The 18795-nt window shown below is 60.0% G+C and carries 11 protein-coding genes; 8 read left to right on the top strand and 3 right to left on the bottom strand.

All coding sequences use genetic code 11. The features are described 5' to 3' along the window. Nucleotides 1-4: 4 nt before the first annotated feature. Nucleotides 5-352 carry a PQQ-binding-like beta-propeller repeat protein gene (locus tag ABIQ96_RS25080; RefSeq protein WP_348217406.1) on the bottom strand — a complete coding sequence of 116 codons (348 nt, stop codon included), beginning with the start codon at nucleotides 350-352 and terminating at the stop codon, nucleotides 5-7. A gap of 35 nt (nucleotides 353-387) precedes the next feature. Between ABIQ96_RS25080 and ABIQ96_RS25075 the strand changes: the two genes are divergently transcribed. The 7 genes from ABIQ96_RS25075 (at nucleotide 388) to glgP (ending at nucleotide 11211) form a co-directional block, all read left to right on the top strand. Further along, nucleotides 388-1122, top strand: coding sequence for a hypothetical protein (locus tag ABIQ96_RS25075; RefSeq protein ID WP_348217405.1), 735 nt, complete (start codon nucleotides 388-390; stop codon nucleotides 1120-1122). Beyond that, entirely contained in the window at nucleotides 1119-2264 is a 1146-nt protein-coding gene (locus tag ABIQ96_RS25070; RefSeq protein WP_348217404.1) for an AAA family ATPase, read from the top strand. The genes ABIQ96_RS25075 and ABIQ96_RS25070 overlap by 4 nt, the downstream gene beginning before the upstream one ends. Next, nucleotides 2261-2986 carry a hypothetical protein gene (locus ABIQ96_RS25065; protein ID WP_348217403.1) on the top strand — a complete coding sequence of 242 codons (726 nt, stop codon included), beginning with the start codon at nucleotides 2261-2263 and terminating at the stop codon, nucleotides 2984-2986. Before ABIQ96_RS25070 ends, ABIQ96_RS25065 begins: the two co-directional genes overlap by 4 nt. A 2-nt stretch (nucleotides 2987-2988) precedes the next feature. After that, complete coding sequence (locus ABIQ96_RS25060; protein ID WP_348217402.1) at nucleotides 2989-5460, top strand: hypothetical protein; 2472 nt, start codon at nucleotides 2989-2991, stop codon at nucleotides 5458-5460. Continuing rightward, nucleotides 5457-8165, top strand: coding sequence for a hypothetical protein (locus tag ABIQ96_RS25055; RefSeq protein WP_348217401.1), 2709 nt, complete (start codon nucleotides 5457-5459; stop codon nucleotides 8163-8165). The genes ABIQ96_RS25060 and ABIQ96_RS25055 overlap by 4 nt, the downstream gene beginning before the upstream one ends. A 49-nt stretch (nucleotides 8166-8214) precedes the next feature. Further along, on the top strand, nucleotides 8215-9342 hold the full coding sequence (locus ABIQ96_RS25050; protein ID WP_348217400.1) for an acyltransferase: 1128 nt from the start codon (nucleotides 8215-8217) through the stop codon (nucleotides 9340-9342). 207 nt (nucleotides 9343-9549) lie between these two features. Continuing rightward, a complete protein-coding gene (gene glgP, locus ABIQ96_RS25045; protein WP_348217399.1) occupies nucleotides 9550-11211 on the top strand; it encodes an alpha-glucan family phosphorylase in 1662 nt (553 codons plus the stop codon). A gap of 827 nt (nucleotides 11212-12038) precedes the next feature. On the opposite strand, the gene ABIQ96_RS25040 is transcribed toward glgP, so the two are convergent. Beyond that, nucleotides 12039-12650: a hypothetical protein gene (locus ABIQ96_RS25040; protein WP_348217398.1), complete on the bottom strand. Its 612-nt coding sequence runs from the start codon at nucleotides 12648-12650 to the stop codon at nucleotides 12039-12041. 273 nt (nucleotides 12651-12923) lie between these two features. Here ABIQ96_RS25040 and ABIQ96_RS25035 point away from each other — a divergent pair, with 273 nt between their 5' ends. Further along, nucleotides 12924-14309: an FAD-linked oxidase C-terminal domain-containing protein gene (locus ABIQ96_RS25035; RefSeq protein WP_348217397.1), complete on the top strand. Its 1386-nt coding sequence runs from the start codon at nucleotides 12924-12926 to the stop codon at nucleotides 14307-14309. A gap of 179 nt (nucleotides 14310-14488) precedes the next feature. Here the strand turns inward: ABIQ96_RS25035 and ABIQ96_RS25030 are convergent, their stop codons facing one another. After that, nucleotides 14489-18259 carry a CotH kinase family protein gene (locus ABIQ96_RS25030; protein ID WP_348217396.1) on the bottom strand — a complete coding sequence of 1257 codons (3771 nt, stop codon included), beginning with the start codon at nucleotides 18257-18259 and terminating at the stop codon, nucleotides 14489-14491. Nucleotides 18260-18795 lie beyond the last annotated feature (536 nt).

Genomic DNA, 18795 nt, shown 5'->3' with positions numbered 1-18795 from the left:
GCCGTCAATGGCCGGCCGTGTTATGGGCTGACGATTCCGCAGCCTGCCTCGCGGCAATTTGCGCCGCGGCGATGCTTACGGAATTGGAGGCGGCTCCATTGACCGAAACCAGCGAGGTCACTCCGCTTCCGAAGCCGTCCATCGAATTGTACCAAAGCTGTCCGCCCGTGAGCGGATCGAGGCCATACATGTAACCATCGACCGACACCACCAACAGATCCTGCTCGAGAAGCAGGCTCACATAACTCGATCCTTTCGGCGCCTTCCATTGCCAGACAATCTGGCCTGTTAGGCGATGAAGCGCGGCGACGCGGCGATTGAACCCGGTGAAGACCATATCTGAAATTTTCACAACGCGAATCCTTACCCGGCAGTCCCGGCTTTTCAATGTCGATTTCTCAGCCGGGGATTTACGCCTTGGCATGGACTAGCCCTGCTGACAATTTGTTGCCACCTCTAACCTGTGTGCTGCCGCGCTTTCTCCAAACACTCCATGACTGCGGCCGCGCCGAGATTGCGCAGCCGGATCACGATCTGGCTGCTGCCCTGAGAACAGCGGGAAAGGAGTCCCGAGAAGCCCTAACGATCGGACGAATGCTGGAAAGCTGGCACGCGGAAGCGGTGATGGATCTGGCAGGCCCGGCGCTCGGGTTTCATGGAGAAGCCGCCATCTGGGGCTCCGTTCTTCTCTTCCGGGCCGCCTGCCTCGTTTCCTTCCGCGAAATTGGTGAAAAGGAGATTCACGAACTGCTGCAGGGCGACCCGATGCCGGACAGCTCGAACCCGGCGGCTCATTTTTCGGCAGATCTCTGCCTGCGCCACTGGCCGCACCTCTATCGCATGGCACGCGCTCGTTCGGAGGACGATCCGCTGGTGAAAGTAATGCACGGACTGGCTGTGGAATTCCCCCTCTCTTGTTTGGGAATGAACGTGGCTGTTTCTGCTGACAGCGTGGTGCTGCGACATGCGGGGCTGCGCCAGTTTTTCGCGGAGCGCGCGTTGGAGCGGGCCGATCATGCCAGCCTCGCCGTTCCGGAAATCGGCACATTTGTGCGCTCGAAACTCGGTGCCTACTCCGCCACTCTCGGCCGCGGATTACTCTCATCCTCACTTGAATCATGAACCACGACGTCATCACCGATCTCGCCCGCCGCTTGGACTCCGAGGTTCTGCAGCCGCTGAAAAACGCCTATGTCGGCAAGGACGAAATCATCGACCTGATGGGCGTGAGCCTCGCCGCCAGAGAAAATCTTTTCCTCTTCGGACCTCCGGGGACCGCCAAAAGCGCGCTGGTACATTCGCTCGCCGGACGCATCCACGGCCATACTTTCGATTATCTATTATCGCGCTTCACCGAGCCTAACGAGCTTTTCGGTCCCTTCGACATCCGGCGGCTGCGTGAAGGTGATTTGGTGACAAACACGGAAGGCATGCTGCCCGAGGCGGATATCGTTTTCCTCGACGAACTGCTCAATGCCAACAGCGCAATCCTCAACAGCCTGCTGATGGCCTTGAACGAACGCATCTTCCGCCGCGGTCGCGAAACGCGGGCGATTCCGGCGTTGTTTTTTGCCGGGGCCAGCAACCATCTGCCGGAAGATGACGGTCTGCGCGCTTTGTTCGATCGCTTTCTGCTGCGCGTGCGCTGCGGACCGGTGCCGGAGAGCCAGCTTGGCAGCGTCCTATCAGCCGGTTGGAATTTGGAAAAAGAAGGCATTCTTCAGGTAGCGTCGATCACCGCAAGCGATCTTCGCGAGTTTCAAAAAGCCGTGCGCGGCGTCGATCTCGCGCCGGTGCGCGGGTCCTATCTCGATCTGGTGATCAAGCTGCGCCATGCCGGGATGGACATTTCCGACCGCCGCGCCGTGCGGTTGCAGCGGGTCATCGCAGCGAGTGCGCTGCTTTGCGGGAGGCTGGAAGGCCGAGTCTCGGATCTATGGATTCTGCGCCACGTGTGGGACCGCGAGGAGCAGATCGAAGTCATCGAATCGATCGTTGCCGCCGCGTTGGCCACGGCGGACGATGATCCGGCGGACCACCCGCAATCCCGTGCGGCACGGTCGCCCGATCCCGACGTTTTGGCACGCGGGCTCGACGACGTGGAAGCGCGTCTCGCTGGCAATCCCACAGATACGGCGGCGGCGGACGAGTTACGACTGTTAGCCAGCCGGCTCGATTGGATTCCCGCTGGTGTCGCGAAGGAATCGTTGTCCAACCGGGTGGACGCGCTGTGGGGGAAAATCGCAGCACCTGTTAGCCAGTGAGCGCAACGGAACATCGGGTCGGCCTGATCGCAGCAACGGACCTCGCCGCGCTCGCCGGATGCCGCGGCCTGGCAGATTGGTCGCTGTGCCCCGCCGGGCCACATGAGTTCTGGCTGCGGGTCCCGGCGGAAGATGAGGAAATTTTCCGGAAGCTCCCGCTGCTGGGCCGTTGGACGTCCACTGCCGCCGGCTCGCTGGTCCGGGACGGCCGTCGCGTGCCGGAAGCCGTGTTGCCTGCAAGTGGCTGGCAGCCGTCCGCCTCTTATCTAACTGTAACGCAGCCGCTACGAAGCACGCCCGGAATGCCGCCGCCCGCAATCACCTTTCATTTGGAAACCGACGACGCGGATCATCCGGCGGACGCTTTGCTTTGCACCGGTGAAATCTTCGCCGCGTGGGTGGAAACGGCCTTCTCGCCGCGCTTGGAGTGCCTGCGCTTCGCCTGCTGCGAGGATGGACGCACGTTTGTCGCGGGGCTGCCGTTGCCGGCGGTTCCCGGCGCGGGATTTCACCGACTCGGCAGGTTGTGGCTTCCCTGCGGCTACCGCCTGCCGGAGCACGCGTGGCCCGAGCTGATCGAGGAATTGCTCGGTCTCGGGCGCAACCGGATGGCAATCCTCCATCCGGACGGCAGCCACGAGGAGCTCGATGAGGAGAATCTGGTGCCCGCCACCCGCGCGGCAGTTAGAACCACACGCCACGGAAGCCCGGCCATCTCCTAACCATGCTTTCCCACCGCACCATCAACTACGCCTCGCCGCCACCCGGATCGTTCTGGGTCTGGAGTCCTGAGTACGATGCCGTCGAGTGGTATGATGGCTCGACGCTGGCGATGTGGCAGGAGTTGCACGGGGTGTTGAAATTTCTCGGCGATGACAGCGGACTGCCTCCATTGGGGGCTGTGTTGCTCCTGCTGGCGGCGTGCCGGGACGAGTGGCTGGGATTGTGCATTCCGTTTCACGAAAAGGTCATGTCGATTCTCGACGTGGCTAACAGCGACTCCATTTCCCCGGAAATCAAGGACCTCATCGTCCGAGGGCTGAAAAGCGTGAACGATCTGCCCAAGGATCTGAGGGCGTCTTTCCCGGCAAAATGCCTTCTCGTTTCCGCGCTATTCGAAGGCGGACCACACAGTTTGCCGAGGGAGGAATCGGACAAGATCCTGGCGGAACTTTCGATTCACGGTCCGCGCGGTCTGCTAGGGTCGTCGCCTCAAATGAACGCGAAGGCGCGCTTTCTCCGCGATCTGCGGGCCTTGCGGATCGGGCTCGCCCGCCACGACGCTGGCAGTCTGGAAGCCCGTCTCCGTACTGGGCTGGAAAACTCCACAATTCTGCCAACATCATTTCCGGAAACGCCGGCCGACGACCCGTTGCTCTTACTCGACCGACTGGCAATCACCGGCGGCGAATGCGGGGCGGCTGCGGCCGTTGCGAAGCGGACCATCGCGATGATGAATCTACCCGGCAGCTTCGGCACCCCGCACGACCTGCCGGTGGGCGGAATCTCGGACATCACCAACCGCGGCACGGTGGACCGGCTGCTGCCCGGCGAGTTGGCTTGGGACGATCTCGTGCTCGCCGCGCGCCTGGTCCACAACGAGGCGCTCTATTTCCGCCGGGAAATCCCGCCGCAGCATCTCGTGGTGGGTCACACCATCCTGCTGGATCGAGGCTTGCGGCTGTGGGGAACCGGGCGGGTGTTCGCCCTCGGTGTGGCGCTCGGACTGCGGCATCACCCCGCGTTGAGCCGTACCGGCGAAACCTTCGATTGCGTGGCGGCATTGATCGGCGGCTTCGCGTCGCTCGATCTAGCAACTCCGGCGGGGGTCTATTCCGCACTGGAAGAACTCATCCCCGCCCCGGGGCCTGATGCGTTTCTCACCGCTTGGCACGATGCCTCGCTGGCTGCGGACGACGACGCCGTGCCCGACGTTACCTTCATCACCGCGGAAGCCCACCTCGGCGACGCCAGCACCCGGAGATTACTGGGAGAAATAGCGACCTGGATTCATGGCAAGGCCGGGCAGTTCCGCGTGATCGCATTGGGTCGGACCGGCGAAGTCGAAGTCCAAATGTGGTCGCCCGGCGGCAACCGCACGTTGTTCCGGGGAGAAGTCGATCTTGATGAAATTTTTCCGAAGCCGCCGGAGTCACCGAAACAACCCATAGCGCCACCCCTTCGTGCCAAACCGGACCCGTTGCACGCGCTGTTATACATCTACACACTCGACCGGCTGCCTTTCCTTTTCCCGGAAATCCCGCAGGGCTCGGCAATTCTATCAGAAAATGATTTGCCGGATTCGCCGGTCATCGGAGTATCGAGCGGCCGTCGGCTGATGCAGTGGCCGCGGACGGGTTGGGGCGGACAGGAATTGGTGGCCAAGGTTCCTGGCAGGCAGCATTGGATGGGGTTCAACGAACAACGTGAAGTCATCATCATCGCGTCCGGCCGCAAGCCCGGCGATGTGGTCCGGGTGTTCCGGGTCGAGCAGGATCGTCTGTTGGAAATCACGATTGCAGCGTCACAACATGCTTTTCCCCGGCTTGCCACGGTGAGCGGAGGCGCGGTGTTGCTCGCGTATTCGGACAGCGTGGAGGCGTTGTCACTTGGCTCGGGAAAACGGGTGGCGGTCTTGTCCGTGAAAACTTGGTCGGGTAATCGGGTAATCGATTTCGATGGCGAGCAAATCCGGCTGATTGACCCGGGAACTGAGCCGGGCCTGCCGCTCAAGGGTTGGCCATTCGGCGAAGCGTCCTGGCCGCATTTCATCGTGCCGGATGGTGTAGCGATTGTTTCGGGCTTGCTGGCGGTGAGATGTGGAGAGAAATTTTACGAATTCAACCCGGTCGACGTGGAGTGGAATGAAGCACCGATACTATCAAAGATCCCCTTCGCCTCGTTTGAGAAGAGCGATTTTTCACCAGCCCCGGATATTCGGTTAGAGGTCGCGCGCCTGAGCCTTTGGATCGAGGTCTGGCACGATCCCCGGGGTATGCTGCACCTCCGTCAACCGGCGAAACCCGAGTCGTCGTGGAGTATCCTGCTTTCAACCGTTGCCACCAGCGCCTGGCACGCGGACTGGGGACTTTGCTCGATGGAGCCGCGCCTGCGATTGCCCGATGCGGGAAAACCGGACGACCGTCAGCTGTGGCTTCTTCGTCATTTTCTAAACGAACAACCTGCCTCGCCATGAATCAGCCACTTGCACTGATCCGCGTCACGCGCCCGGCACCACTCGTGTCGGCGGGCTGGCTGGCGTCGTCCGATCCGGCCGAGTGGCTGAGGGAAATCGCCCATTGCCGGACGCAAGGCTGTGCGGTGGCGATCTATCCGGTGTCGGCTTCCGCCGCGGATCCGCGCGCAGTGGGAATCCTGCTGATACCGCGCCAGGGAGTGCCGCGATTCCGGCCTCGGGTGTTGCCGTTGGCCGAGCTGATGCCGGGCGTCCACGCGCCACTCGATGCCGCCTTGTCAGCAGGACTCCTGGCCAATGAGCGGGAGTTCTTTTTCCCGTATCAGATCCACTTTTTCCATCCGTCGATCGGGCTGATAGGCTTCGATCCGAAGGACGAACTGTCACCGGCGAAGTTGCTGGCAATGCCCCCGGAGCGGAGCTGTCGGTGGAACCTGGCGATCCCCGTTGCAAGATTCGCACCGTCACTCAAGGCAATCCTGATCGCCGAACCACCCGATCCGGGCGAGATGTTAGCAGACGCGGGTCAGGAAATCAGCGACCAATCCGGCAAACCGATCAAGGATGGCGAAGGAATGTTAGGCAATGCCGCCCTGCTGGGAATGGGATTGGCAGGAGGGACCTTGCTCGGAGCCGGCTGGGTTCTCGGAGGAATCGGGAAGGCCGTGAATTTCATCGGCGGCGGCACACAACGCCCGGCCAACGGCTCGCTCGACCGCCTGAGAGAGTGGGCCGAGAAAAACTGGCAACATCTCGTGGATAGCCGCAGCCGCGAGATCGACCGGTTGATGGAACTGATGGAAAAGGATCCGGACGCGGGGTTGCGCTATGCGTTGCCGCTGGCCGGCATCGAGCAATCGCGCGGGATTGCCGCGCCATCGTGGAAACTCGGCGAGCGCGGCACGCGTTTTTCCCAAGGCCACGGCGGAGGGGCGATCAACGGTTGGGATCTCGCCAACGAAGCCCGCCTCAAGTTGGAACGCCAGTATCGCGAAGCGGCCAAGCGGGAGATCGCCCTCGGCCGTCATGATCGAGCCGCCTACATTTACGGCAACCTGCTAGGCGATTGGAACAGCGCCGCCAAGACCCTCGCCGATTGCGGGCGGCATCGCGATGCGGTGTCGATCTATCTGCACAAGCTCAACAACCGGGCCGCCGCCGGGCGCTGTCTCGAAGACGCCGGATTGCTGCTTCAGGCCGCGGGGATTTACGCCGAGGCCAAACAGTTTGAAAAAGCCGGCGATCTCCACGCCCGTTTGGGCAATGACGCACAGGCCCGCGAGCTTTGGCAGGCCGAAATCGATGCGCTGCGCGACCCAATCGAGCAGGCGAGGATTCTTGCCAAAAAGCTTGGAGATCGACCGGCGGCGCTCGCGCTGCTGGAATCCACCTGGCAATCAGGAAACCGGCCTGAACTCGCGCTGGCGGCGATGTTCACCATCTATCGCGAGGACGAGGCGATGAAGGAAGCCATCGCCCTGTTAGCGAGAATGTTTGATAGCGAGTCCGGATCATTTCCGCTGATCGCGAAGTTGAATCTCGGCCATCAGGAAGCCACTCGCTGGGAAGAACCGGCACTGTCCACGGCGTTGGAAAACGAGGCTTACCGCCGGATCGGCCAAGTGTTGTCATCGGGTCGGGGCGACAGTTCCACGTTGCTCGGTTTTCTACCCAAACTCGATGCCGACGATCTGCTTCTGTCGCGCGATGCCAAACGATTCTCGATTCGCAAGAACCCGCCGAAAATTCCGGTGACCGGCCCGCCTCAGGGAGCGTTGAAGCCGGAGCAAGTGATCCCGCTTTCGAGCCAAATGCGCTGGGATTCCGTGGCCACTCTGCCGAAAGGAGTCTCGATCGCCGGATATGGGCAGGACATGCTCGGCGTCGCCCAGTTGCGGGACAATGGTTGCCATTCCTCCGCCTTGCGCACGCCTGACGATCCAGGCAAAAGCGAGGTCCGGCACCTGGCTGTCACCTCCGCCCGAGGAACCAGCCGCTTGTTTCACTTCACCGCCTTCAAGCGCCTCCACTACCGCGCCATCGACCGTATCCGGACTCCGGACGACGATGCCATTGGCACCCTCCGCAATGTGCTGGCAGCCTGCCGCCACGGTGACGACGGCGATTTCGCTCTGCTTCAATTCACCAACACCTCGTCGCTCAGCGTGAGTATTTATTCCGAAGCTGCGGTGCTGCGCCGCACTCTTCCTATCGACCTGGCTCCTCCCGAGGTCGCCGGGCTGAACTGGCGGATCGCCGGTTGCGGCGGAGACCTGTGCCTGGCAGCGGAGGGATTTGTCGCATGGCGCGATCCCGGAGGGCGGTTAGTGACGATGAATCTCGGCGAAAGCCCGGCAAGCTTGCAGCTTTCACCCGTCGCTTCGTCGCAAGAAGCGCTGATCTCGCTTTCGACGGACGTGCTCCTGATAGAAATTCCCAAGGCCGGAAAGAATCTGGAAACCGTGAACCTTTACTCCAATCCATCCGCGTCGAAACCTCCGGTTTCGTGCTACCTGCCGGATGGCTCGATAGTCATCGCTTATCCGGGCGGCGGGGTCATCTATTCGCCAAAAGACCGGGTGAACCCCTGTGCGACACTCTTCATTCCGGCGGATGCCGGAGTTCCTGTCGATCTCTGTCCCCGCGGCACCGGCGGATTCGCCATCCTCACTTCGACCGGCAATCTAGTGGTGTTCGGTAGGTAAACCGATCCGCCGTTTTTGCCGGCAAAGTGCCGTTTTCGCAGGAAAGCGCGTGCATGGAGCCCCGGATCATGGTTTCAAACATCGAGTGAGTGGCCGTGCGACGCAACTGGATGGTTTACGGGCGGTTGCGATGATCGCGATTTCCTGGGATCACTGGTGCCCGCCGACCTGGCCGCGGATATTCCCCTTCGAGGTCTTCCTGTTCTTTTTCCTCGTGCTGACCGGCTACCTGATCACCGGTTCGCTGCTGCGGGAACGCGACCGCAAGGAGGCTCGCGGCGGGCCGTGGAAATGGGAAGGACTGAAGTCCTATCAGATCCGGCGCGGGCTGCGGATCCTCGCTCCGTATTATGCCGCGCTTGCTCTTGCGTTGCTCATCCAGGCACCGGATGCATGGATGGGACGTGCCGCCGACTCGTGGCAGGGGTTTCCTTGGTATTTTTTCCATCTCTCGAATTTCCACATCGCAAAGCTCGGTGATTGGCCGGGCGGGACGAACCACTTCTGGTCGCTGGCGATCCAGCAGCAGTTTTACCTGATCTGGCCGTTCGTCATCTGGTTCCTGCCGAGAAAATGTCTGCTGCCCGCCATTCTGATTTTCTCAGCGATCGGTCCGATTTCGCGGCATTATCATGACCTGTTCCTGCCGTGGTTCGCGTGGCCACAAACGCTGACGTGGTTCACCTTCGACTACTTCGGAATCGGCGGGCTGCTGGCACTGGCGGTCCACCGGGGGGTGTCATTGGAGAGCCCGGTCCTGCGCGGATTGGCAGTCGCGGGATTGGCCGGCTATGTCGTGATTTTCGGATCCCATGCGCTGGGTTGGCCGACCTACGGCTTGCGCGCGCTGCAACAAACATTTCTGGCGATCGCGCTATGCGGATTCATCGCGGCGGGATTTGTGGGATTTCGCGGGCCGTTGGGAAGATTTCTCGAAAACGGCCGGTTGCAACGGATCGGACAGGTTTCCTACGGGATTTATTTGTTTCACAACATCGCGCCGCTGGTGGCGGGGAAAATTTTCTGGTTCCTGTGGTTCGGTTGCTTCGACAATATCTACGGCGAAATCATCCGGATTCCCGTTTACGCGGCGGTCACTTGGGCGCTGACCATGGCGTCGTGGCGCTGGATCGAGACCCCGCTACAGGAAGTCCGGGCGAAAATCGGCTCGCGATAAACGGGATTTCCCGGCCTCAGTTCATTCGGGAAATATCCCGGATTTGGTATGAAATCCGCAGAGCTGCCTGCGCCGGACTCGACAACTCCCGACCGATCGCCCACTTTCCCGCCCGCTGAAAATCCATGCAACGGGCTTTTTGCCGATAACCATCGCCCGCAACCGGACATTCCCAAACAACCCTTTCCATCACCCACCCGACTCCTCATGGCATCTTCTTTTCTTCCCAAACCTTTCGCCCACACCTACGAAATCGCTCCCGAATACGCGAAAAGCGCCGTCTATTTCTCCTGCGAATTCGCCATCGACCAGAGTTTCAAGATCTACTCCGGCGGCCTCGGTTTCCTCGCCGGCTCCCACATGCGCGCCGCCGCGGCCATGAAGCAGAACCTCTGCGGCATCGGCATTCTCTGGACTTACGGCTACTACAACCAAGCCCGCGGCGAGGATCGCGAACTCGCCGTCCAGTTCCGCAAAAAGGAATACGCCTTCCTTCAGGACACCGGCATCCGTTTCACCGTCCCCGTCCATGGCCACCCGGTATGGGTGAAGGCGATGTTCCTGCCGGGCGATATTTTCAACACGGTGCCGATGTTTTTCCTCAGCACCGATCTCGAGGAAAACGACAGCCTCTCCCGTGCGATCACGCACCGGCTCTACGACCAGGACCACCTCCGCCGCATCGCCCAATACATCATTCTCGGTGCCGGTGGCGCGCGCCTGCTCGACGAACTCGGCATTGATCCCGAAGTCTGGCACCTCAACGAAGCCCACGGACTTTCCGCCGCTTTCCACATCTACGAGAAACACCGTAGTTTGGAGGAGGTGAAGAAGCGCCTCGTCTTCACCACCCACACGCCCGAGGAAGCGGGAAATGAAAAACACGGCTTCAAGCTGCTTCACGACTTCTCGTTCTTCGGCAGCCTCCCCGAGGAGGATGTGAGAAAGATCACCGGCATCGATGGCGAGGAATTCAACCACTCACTCGCCGCCCTGCGTCTCGCCCGCATCGCCAACGGAGTTTCGAAACTCCACGGCGAGGTCTCCCGCCACATGTGGGAAGGTTACCCTAACATCTGCAAGATCACCCACGTCACCAACGCCCAGAACAAGAAATACTGGGCCGACCACGGACTCGAACACGCCCGTCAGCGCGGCGACATCGAAGAGCTGAAACACCGCAAGCGCGAGCTCAAGGAACGCCTCTTCCGCGTCGTCGCCGACCAGACCGGCAAGCTTTTCAAACCCGATGTCCTGACCCTCGTCTGGGCCCGCCGTTTCGCCGGTTACAAACGCCCCGACCTCATCGCGCGCGACATGAAGCTCTTCCGCGAGCTCGTCCATAACAACAAATACCCGATCCAGATCATCTGGGCCGGCAAGCCCTATCCGTTCGACTACTCCGCCATCGACACGTTCAACCACCTGATCCGCCTAACCAAGGATTATCCGAACGCCACCGTCCTCGTCGGCTACGAACTCGAGCTTTCCCGGTTCCTCAAAAACGGCTCCGACATCTGGCTCAACAATCCCGTCGTCACCCGCGAAGCCTCCGGCACCTCCGGCATGACCGCCGCCATGAACGGCTCCGTCAACCTCTCCACCTACGACGGCTGGGTCTGTGAATTCGCCAAGGACGGCAAGAACTCCTTCATCATCCCGCCCGCCGATCCGTCGCTCAGCCACGAGGACCGCGACCGCCACGATTTGTTAGGATTCTACACGGCGATGAACGAGAAAATCCTCCCGCTCTACTACGACACTCCGGACAAGTGGAACAAACTCGTCCTCAACTCCATGAACGACGTCGTCCCCTTCTTCGACGCCGACCGCATGGTGGACGAGTATTACAAGAACATCTACGCCTGAAGCGTTTCGAAGTGACTGGAAAGTGACCGGAACTTGCCGCATCGGCGGTAGAAAAGCTCGTAATCCTACATTGGCGCAACCTGAGAGCGTGCATGATCCGAAAAAGAAAACAGACCAACCATGGACGCGGAGTTATCAAGGGCGGTAATTCCATACGCCAGGAGCTCCGGGGAGGCTCCGGTCAACTGATGTCCCTACTTCAACCTCTATCATAGAAGTACATGTTCAACAAACTTCTGACCACTGCCACTTTCGCGCTGAATAAAAAGAGCGCTAAGGACCACGCTGAATATTTCGCGGGGGCGCTTCAAATAATGAAGCGCGAAGCCACGATATCTGGGAGCTCATTTGTTGATAGTCTTGTCGTGCACGAAATTACTGAACAACAGTTTTACACGATTTGGGCGAAAGAATCAGTCCTTGCTTACATAAATAGGTATCCCGCTACATCCCAAAGGCAGCTCGAATTCCTATCTCACTCCATAGATCCCAGTCTCGATAGCGTAAGCCCGTCTATCATCCCCGACGTCATCGTTAAGTATGGATGCAGTAATTTTGACAGTTTGTGCGAAGCATTGCGAGACAAAGGTGACAGTAGAGGGACAGCATGGATCATGATGATGCACAATATAATCGAAGATGTTTTTCAGAGTAAGGGCATCATGGGGATTATACGCCCATAATTAGTCAGGATTCCAGTTTCTCTGGGAGCGGTTCCTCAAGGTCCCTAATCCATCTAAAGAGTCTCGACTCACAGGCATTTCTCCCGTTTTGAGAATTTTTCCCTCTGCCGGTCAGGCCTGTCATTCACCCGGCGGATGGCTCTCTCAAGGTTCGGGTCTCAAGACATAGGACGCATCGATAACGGCGTTGCCGTCCTTTCGCACGGCATGGATCTTGATCACATCCGTTCCCGCTTCCGTGATGACCTCGATCTTGCTGTCATAGATTTTCGTGATGCCTTTCACGATCCCGGCTCCTGATTTCGCTTCTGCACTGGCAAGCTCAAGCTTGTTGTTAGCCTTCCTGAACTTGTAGACCCATTCGCGGTTCAGGAACTTGGCATCAAGGGTGAATCCCGAATCGTCGCTCTCCAGGATGGTCGCCTTGACACTGTAATCGTTGAGGTCCCTTTCTTTCTTGATGGTCACGGTTCCTTGCCACGCCGAATTGGCGTTCGGCTTTCCGTTGGAGGTTGCCTTTACCGGGACAGGAACGGGGATATCGGAGGGAGCTCTCTCCATTTGTGTGAGGTCCTTCTGGATTTTCTTCGCCGTGGTGTTGTCCGCGGCAACGGCGGCTCGTTTCTGGAGATCTTCCAGCGCGGTCCGGTAGGATTTGGTAAGCTTTTCGTAGTCGCCGGAGAGTTCGCCGTCGGCGGCGGACATGCGGCCGGCGGATAGAACAATGAGGACGGACGCGGCAATGGATTTTTTCATGGAGATGAGGTAACAATGTTTTGGCAAATGGCGAAGTCCAGTGGAATTACCCTCGGCACGTGGAGGGAACAGAACGGAATCAGGCTCTGCTCCGGTATCGCCGGAGGACGCTGTGGATGAGATGTGGATGCCGCGATAGAGTCATGAGAGGCTCACAGGTGCGGTGGATTTCCCAATGATGTGAAAGAGCCGGCGGAAAACACGATCCTGACCTGAAAGGACCGATCTTGAGTTGACGGTGCCGGGTCCGCTGCCGAACCTGCCCGGCATCCGATGAACGCCCCCTCGCCCGACTGGCTCGCTCCCCTGATTTCCCTCATTGGCGGGGGAAAAGTCACCACCGCCGCGGAGATCCTCGCGGCGCATTCCGGTGACAAATGGTCCGCCAGCCACTCGCCGGACGTCGTGGTTTTCGCCGAATCCACGGCTGACGTTTCCGCCGTTCTCAAGTTCGCCAACGAGCGAAAAATTCCGGTCACCACCCGTGGTGCTGGCTTCGGTTACGTCGGCGGCGCGGTGCCGGTCGATGGTGGCATCGTTCTTTCCACCTTGCGGATGAACCGGATCCTCGGCATCCATCCGGAAGACGGCGTGGCGATCGTCCAGCCCGGCGTCATCACCGGCGACCTGCAGGCCGCCGCCCACGCCGTGGGTTGGGAATACCCGCCGGACCCGGCTTCGCTCAAGGACTGCTCCATCGGCGGAAACATCGCCACCAATGCCGGCGGTCCGCGCTGTTTGAAATACGGCGTCACCCGTAGCTACGTGCTCGGCCTCGAAGTCGTGCTCGCCAGCGGGGAAATCCTCCGCACCGGCGGACGGCTCCACAAAAACAAAACCGGCTTCGATCTGATCGGCATCTTCACCGGCTCGGAGGGCATGTTAGGCATCGTCACCGAAGCCACCCTGCGCCTGATTCCGAAGCCCGCCAGCCGTGCGATGCTCGCCGCGATTTTCCCCGAATTCGAAATGGCCGCCGCCGCCGTGCAAGCCATCCTCAACGCAGGCCACCTTCCGTCCGCTCTTGAAATCACCGACGCTTTCACGTTGGCAGCAGCGAGAAAAAAGCTCGGCGCGGAAACCTTTCCACCGGGCGACGCCCATCTCATCGTCGAAGTGGACGGCCGCCCGGCCGCCACCGCCGCCGAGATCGAGGAACTCCATCAGCTCCTAACTGACCTCGGAGCCACTTTCATCGAGCGCGCTCCGGACGAAGCGTCGTGCGAACGCATCTGGAAACTCCGCCGCGAGTTTTCCTTTTCACTGCGCGACACCGGACTCACCAAGCTCAACGAGGACATCGTCGTCCCCCGCTCCAAACTCGTCGAGCTGGTTACCTTCGCGCGGCAGTTGGAAAAAGACACCGGCATCCCCATCGCCTGCTTCGGCCATGCGGGCGACGGCAACATCCACACCAACCTCATGGTCCGCAATTACGAGGATCCCGCCATCCGCGCCCATGCCGATGCGGCGCTCGATCTGTTATTCACCTGGGTCCTCGAAAATCACGGAGCCATCACTGGCGAGCACGGCGTCGGTCTCGCCAAGAAACCCTGGATCCACGAGGCACTCGGCGAGGTGTCCTTCGCCACCCACCGCACGATCAAAAACGCCCTCGATCCTAACGGAATTCTGAATCCTGGAAAATTTCTGGATTAGCCCGTTTACAAAATGAATGACCGAAACTTGTTCCCGGCAAAGGTTTTCTTTCCACTGTCCGGAGTTCAAGCTTCAGCTTGTCTTCATGAAGAGCACGGTAAACCGTGAACTCCGGACAGCCTTTCGTTGGCACATGCCTGAGCGAGTTTCGGCAATCACTTCTGAATCGGTCCAAGTCCTCAGGGAGCGACGGCCTTGAAGCGGAGGAAACCTTTTCCGCCTGCCGGGAAAAGAGCGCGGCGGTGCTGAAGATCGCCTTCGGTGGAGACGAGCGTGTCACTCACCGCAGGTATCCACAGATCGAGGCCGTTGGATTGCCAGACCGAGAGGGTGGCGTCCGTGCGGTCATTTCGGCAGGTGTAATCCAGGGCAAGCCCGCTTTCCCCCAATTTCACAAAGGTTCCGGGATCGGGAGTGAAGGCCTTGGGATCACTTCCTAACAAATACTCGATCAGGTTCGCGAGTCCATCCCGGTCGAAATCGTCGAGCGGGCCGGTGTTGGCGGTTACTCCGCCAAACTCCTCGAGCAGCCACGCGGCGTAGCCTTCGGGCGCGATTTCGCCCGGGCTGCCACCCAGGGCAGTACTGGCCCGCCAGTTGCCCGCGGTCTGATAGGCGGCGGTGGTGGTGAGCTTGGACGTGTATTCCATCGCGTTGCCAGCCGTTGCGGCGGCTCCGATCCAACTCGTCTGATAGGTAAAATTGGCGATGCGCGTCGTACCGTCGCGGGCGAGCAAGCGCATGTCCGCGATGAACAGACCGAGGTGTTTGTCGCCGGGCCATTCCGCGGCGATTTTGGCCGCGGCTCCGCTGCCATAACGCAGCACGAAGGCGGCGCGGTTTTTCACCAGCAAGGCTTTCTCGCCAGGAGCCAGCGTGCGCGGCAACAGCGTGACCGCCGATACCGGCCGCGATTTCACCAATGACATGCCATCCAGATTGATCGGTCCGGCGGAGATGTTGCGGATCTCGATCCAGGAGAAATCGGACGCGTCCACCTCGGGTAGGGCGCTCTTCTCGCCGGCCGTCGGCGCCGCCGGATTGAAGTGGATGGCGGTCACCAGCAGGTTGCCGGGAGAGGCATACGGTTCATTGATGGTGTAAAGTGACTGAAGCGGACCGCTCCAGTTCGTTACCGGAATCGCGAACGAGCCGGAACGAAACGCGCGTGAGGTCAGCAACGTGGTGTTTTGAAGCGCGACGGCCCCGTTGTAAGCGACCGCTCCCGCAGCGACACCGCCGTTGACCGCGCGCGGGTCGCTGCCATTGAGGGTGTAATAGACCGTGGCAAGCGGCGGGACCGTAATGGAAACCTGCGTCCCGGCCGTCACCGGACCGGCCGCGAGGGAATGGGTGGTCGGAACGGTGAACTGGGAATCGATCCAGGTTCCGCGCGCTGTTAGCCAATTTTTCAGTCTATCGGTGTAGCCAGCCAGCGTGCCCGCCCCGCTGTACCACTTCGCGTAGTCGCGCTTGGCGGGATTGTCGGCACTATCGGCGTCACTTCGGAACTCGTTGTAATAACTTGTTAGGATGGCATTGATGTTCGCCTGCGATAGCGGACCGCGGCGCAGGGTCTGCCAACGGTCGACATAGAGCTGGCGGAACTCGGGATCCAGAAACAGCTTGCCCCACCAATCGTAGGTGAAATACGTGGTGGCGTCACCAGTGCCATTCCATTCCGTCGGACTGGCATCGCGGTTGTCGAGCGCGTCATTGTCGGCGGAGCGGTCGAAATCCCAGACGGTCCCACCCTCGATCGGACGGCCGCGGTCTTTTTGATAGAAACAGCTCAAGCGGAGGGCATCCACATTCTTAGGAAACATGTTGAACAGGTTGTCATCCGCCCATGATCGCGAATTGATATATTTCTGATAGTTCCGTGTGGAAAATCCGGCGGCTTGCTCGGTGTAGAGCGCGTCCTCGAACTGCTGGAAATAATTTTTGATGTAGGCTGTTTGCGCGGGCACGAGATCAGCGAGCTTCGGCCGGTGGATGACGAGTCCCGCGCTGTCACCGGTCGGCAGATCACGGTTGGTGAGCCAGACAAACTCGTCGGGATCCGAGCGGTCCACTTTCAGGATATAACCGCCGCTCACCGCCGGCTGGGTGGTGTCGGAGGGTTCTATCTTGGTGATATCGACCCGGTCGCTGTCGCTTCGGATGGTCTCGGCAAGCAGATAGACCCCGCGGTAGTCGGCGGCTGTCACGGTGTCGTAAGAGAGATTGTTATTGTTCTGATTGAAAAAGACCTCGACCAGCCGCGTGCGCGCGGCCCAGTAGCCGGATTGGCGGGCAACCTCATTGATCCACGCGTTGCGCATGAACGCACGGTCGTAGTCATAACACGAGATCAGGGCGAAATCCTCGCCGGTCATGCCGAGGATTGTGGCGTCGACGCTGCTGCCTTCCTCGTTGGCAAACTCGACGCTGTAGGGCTTTTTCGCAAAGCCGGACGAACTGGAACCGCGGATGGCGCCATTGGCGATGGTGCAGAGAGAGGGAGCGTCGGTGATGGTGGCATATCCCGACTCATCGCGGTCAAAGACATGGAGGCGCATGATGCGTTTCACCCCGTCGTTGGGGAACTCTCCAGAGTATCCTAGGTTGTCGAGCACGATGATTGGCAGGGCGGAGCGGAACGGCTGGCCGCTTCCCTTGTAGTTCGTGAGGTTCGTCTCCAGTTTTTCAAAATGAGCGGAGGACAACAGGCCTAGTTTCCCACTAACGGTATCCCTCAGTCGTGCGCGGACCAACTGGGTGCCTGTGATGGAAAATGGTGCCGTGTAGAGCGTCGACGACGCGGTGGGCGCGCTGCCGTCGAGCGTGTAGCGGATTTCCTCCGGGCCCGTCGCACCGGCCAAGGTCAATGAGAAGTTCGTACCAAAGGTTCCTTGGAGTTTTGAAAATGTGACCTTCCTCGGAATCACGAGAGTTTCGGGGCCGCCGTTGACCACACCGGGTGTGGGCGTGGCGAAATATCCCGGCGCGACGCCCGCCGGATTGCTCTCGGTGGTCGCCACCACCTCGACGCGGAATAACAGGTCGGAACTGGTGGAGCTTTGATTCATGACCTGGAAGGCGATCAGGTTGCTTCCCGCCAACAGATTTGGAACGTTGCCCGAAATATCAAACTCCTCGTAGACGACCGCCAGGGTGTTGCTGTGGGTCTGGGTGGCGATGCTGTTCCAAGCCAGTGTGGCGGGTGCGTTGCGCGTCAGAACATTACCCGCCGATACGATGGGCTGGCCGTTGATCCATCCCGCGAACCCGTCGTCATATTTCACCCGCAGCTTGAGCGAGACCACTCCTGCAGGAGCGGTGAACGGGATCCTCACGTAGCAACTCTGGGTCTGGGTATTTTGATAGATCGCGCTCTGGGTGTTTCCGCCGGTCCCGATTTCCGACAGGAAAGCGCTGGTGCTGCTGGTGGAATAACCGATCCCCTGGGTCGCCTGATGCCAGGAGGCATCGGAAAATCCGGTGGTCATCCAGGCGGCTCCGGGGTTCGACGACGAGGTGGGCACCGTCCATTTTACCGACGAATTCTGGGGCAACACAGTGGTCACCGTCGTCACCCGCGGGACGCCGTAGGAAATGTCGGAAAATTGAGCGGGAAAGGACGGCGCATACTCGCTGACCGTGGTGACGCCGTCGGGCTGCGTCAGCCCGAGATACTCGCCGCCCGCCGAAAGTGCGAAATTGGTGTGCAAGGTCGAGCCGGCGACCACGCGGTTCTTGCTGGAGGCGAAAACCACCAGATGGCCATTCGCGGGGATGGTCACCGCAGGAAACCGCCACTTCATCTTGTTGGTGGCAAGGTCGCTGAGATACCAGTTTTCCAGATTGATGGCGGTCGCATCCGGGTTGCGGATTTCGATCCAATCCTCACGGCTGCCATCCTCATCCTTGATGCCGTTGTCGTTGCTGGCGGAAAACTCCGAGATCATTGGCGCGCCCTCACACGGAAGAAAGGAGAGGATCCATGTGAACATCAGCAGGCACCGGGCAATCATTGCAACCAATTGCACGCCACTTTGACTCCCCTTCAAGCGAAATTTCCGCAGCCGAGTTCCGGCCGGTGTCAAAACCTCCCGCACCCGTTGCTGCCAGAATGAACTTCCGGAGCGCAGGCTCACTTTGGAAGCGGCGGTAGGTTCGGAATTTCGCCATTAGGTGCGGCTCGGCCGGTGCGGTGCTTTCGAGGTCCCAACGGAATCCGTGGGGTGGAAACTCGATGAATCGCCCCCGGCATATCCATCCACCGGCCGTTCAAGGAGGCGCGGAATCCTAACGTCCCTTGGATTCCGGAAGGCTCCCGGGCTGAAATAAAAAAAGCCGCGATATTGCTGTCGCGGCTTCTGAGCTGGCCCCAGAAGTCCGGCCACTGATGGGCTAAACTAAGCTATGGTGCTGGGATGCGGGAGATTGATAGGAGAGCATGGGTTCTGAATCAAGGATGGAGTGGCGAGGAACACGAAATCGG

This window comes from Luteolibacter sp. (assembly GCF_039920825.1).
Taxonomy (GTDB): Bacteria; Verrucomicrobiota; Verrucomicrobiia; order Verrucomicrobiales; family Akkermansiaceae; genus Luteolibacter.
Note: the sequence above shows the minus strand (reverse complement) of the source record. Positions and strands in the feature narration are given on the sequence as shown.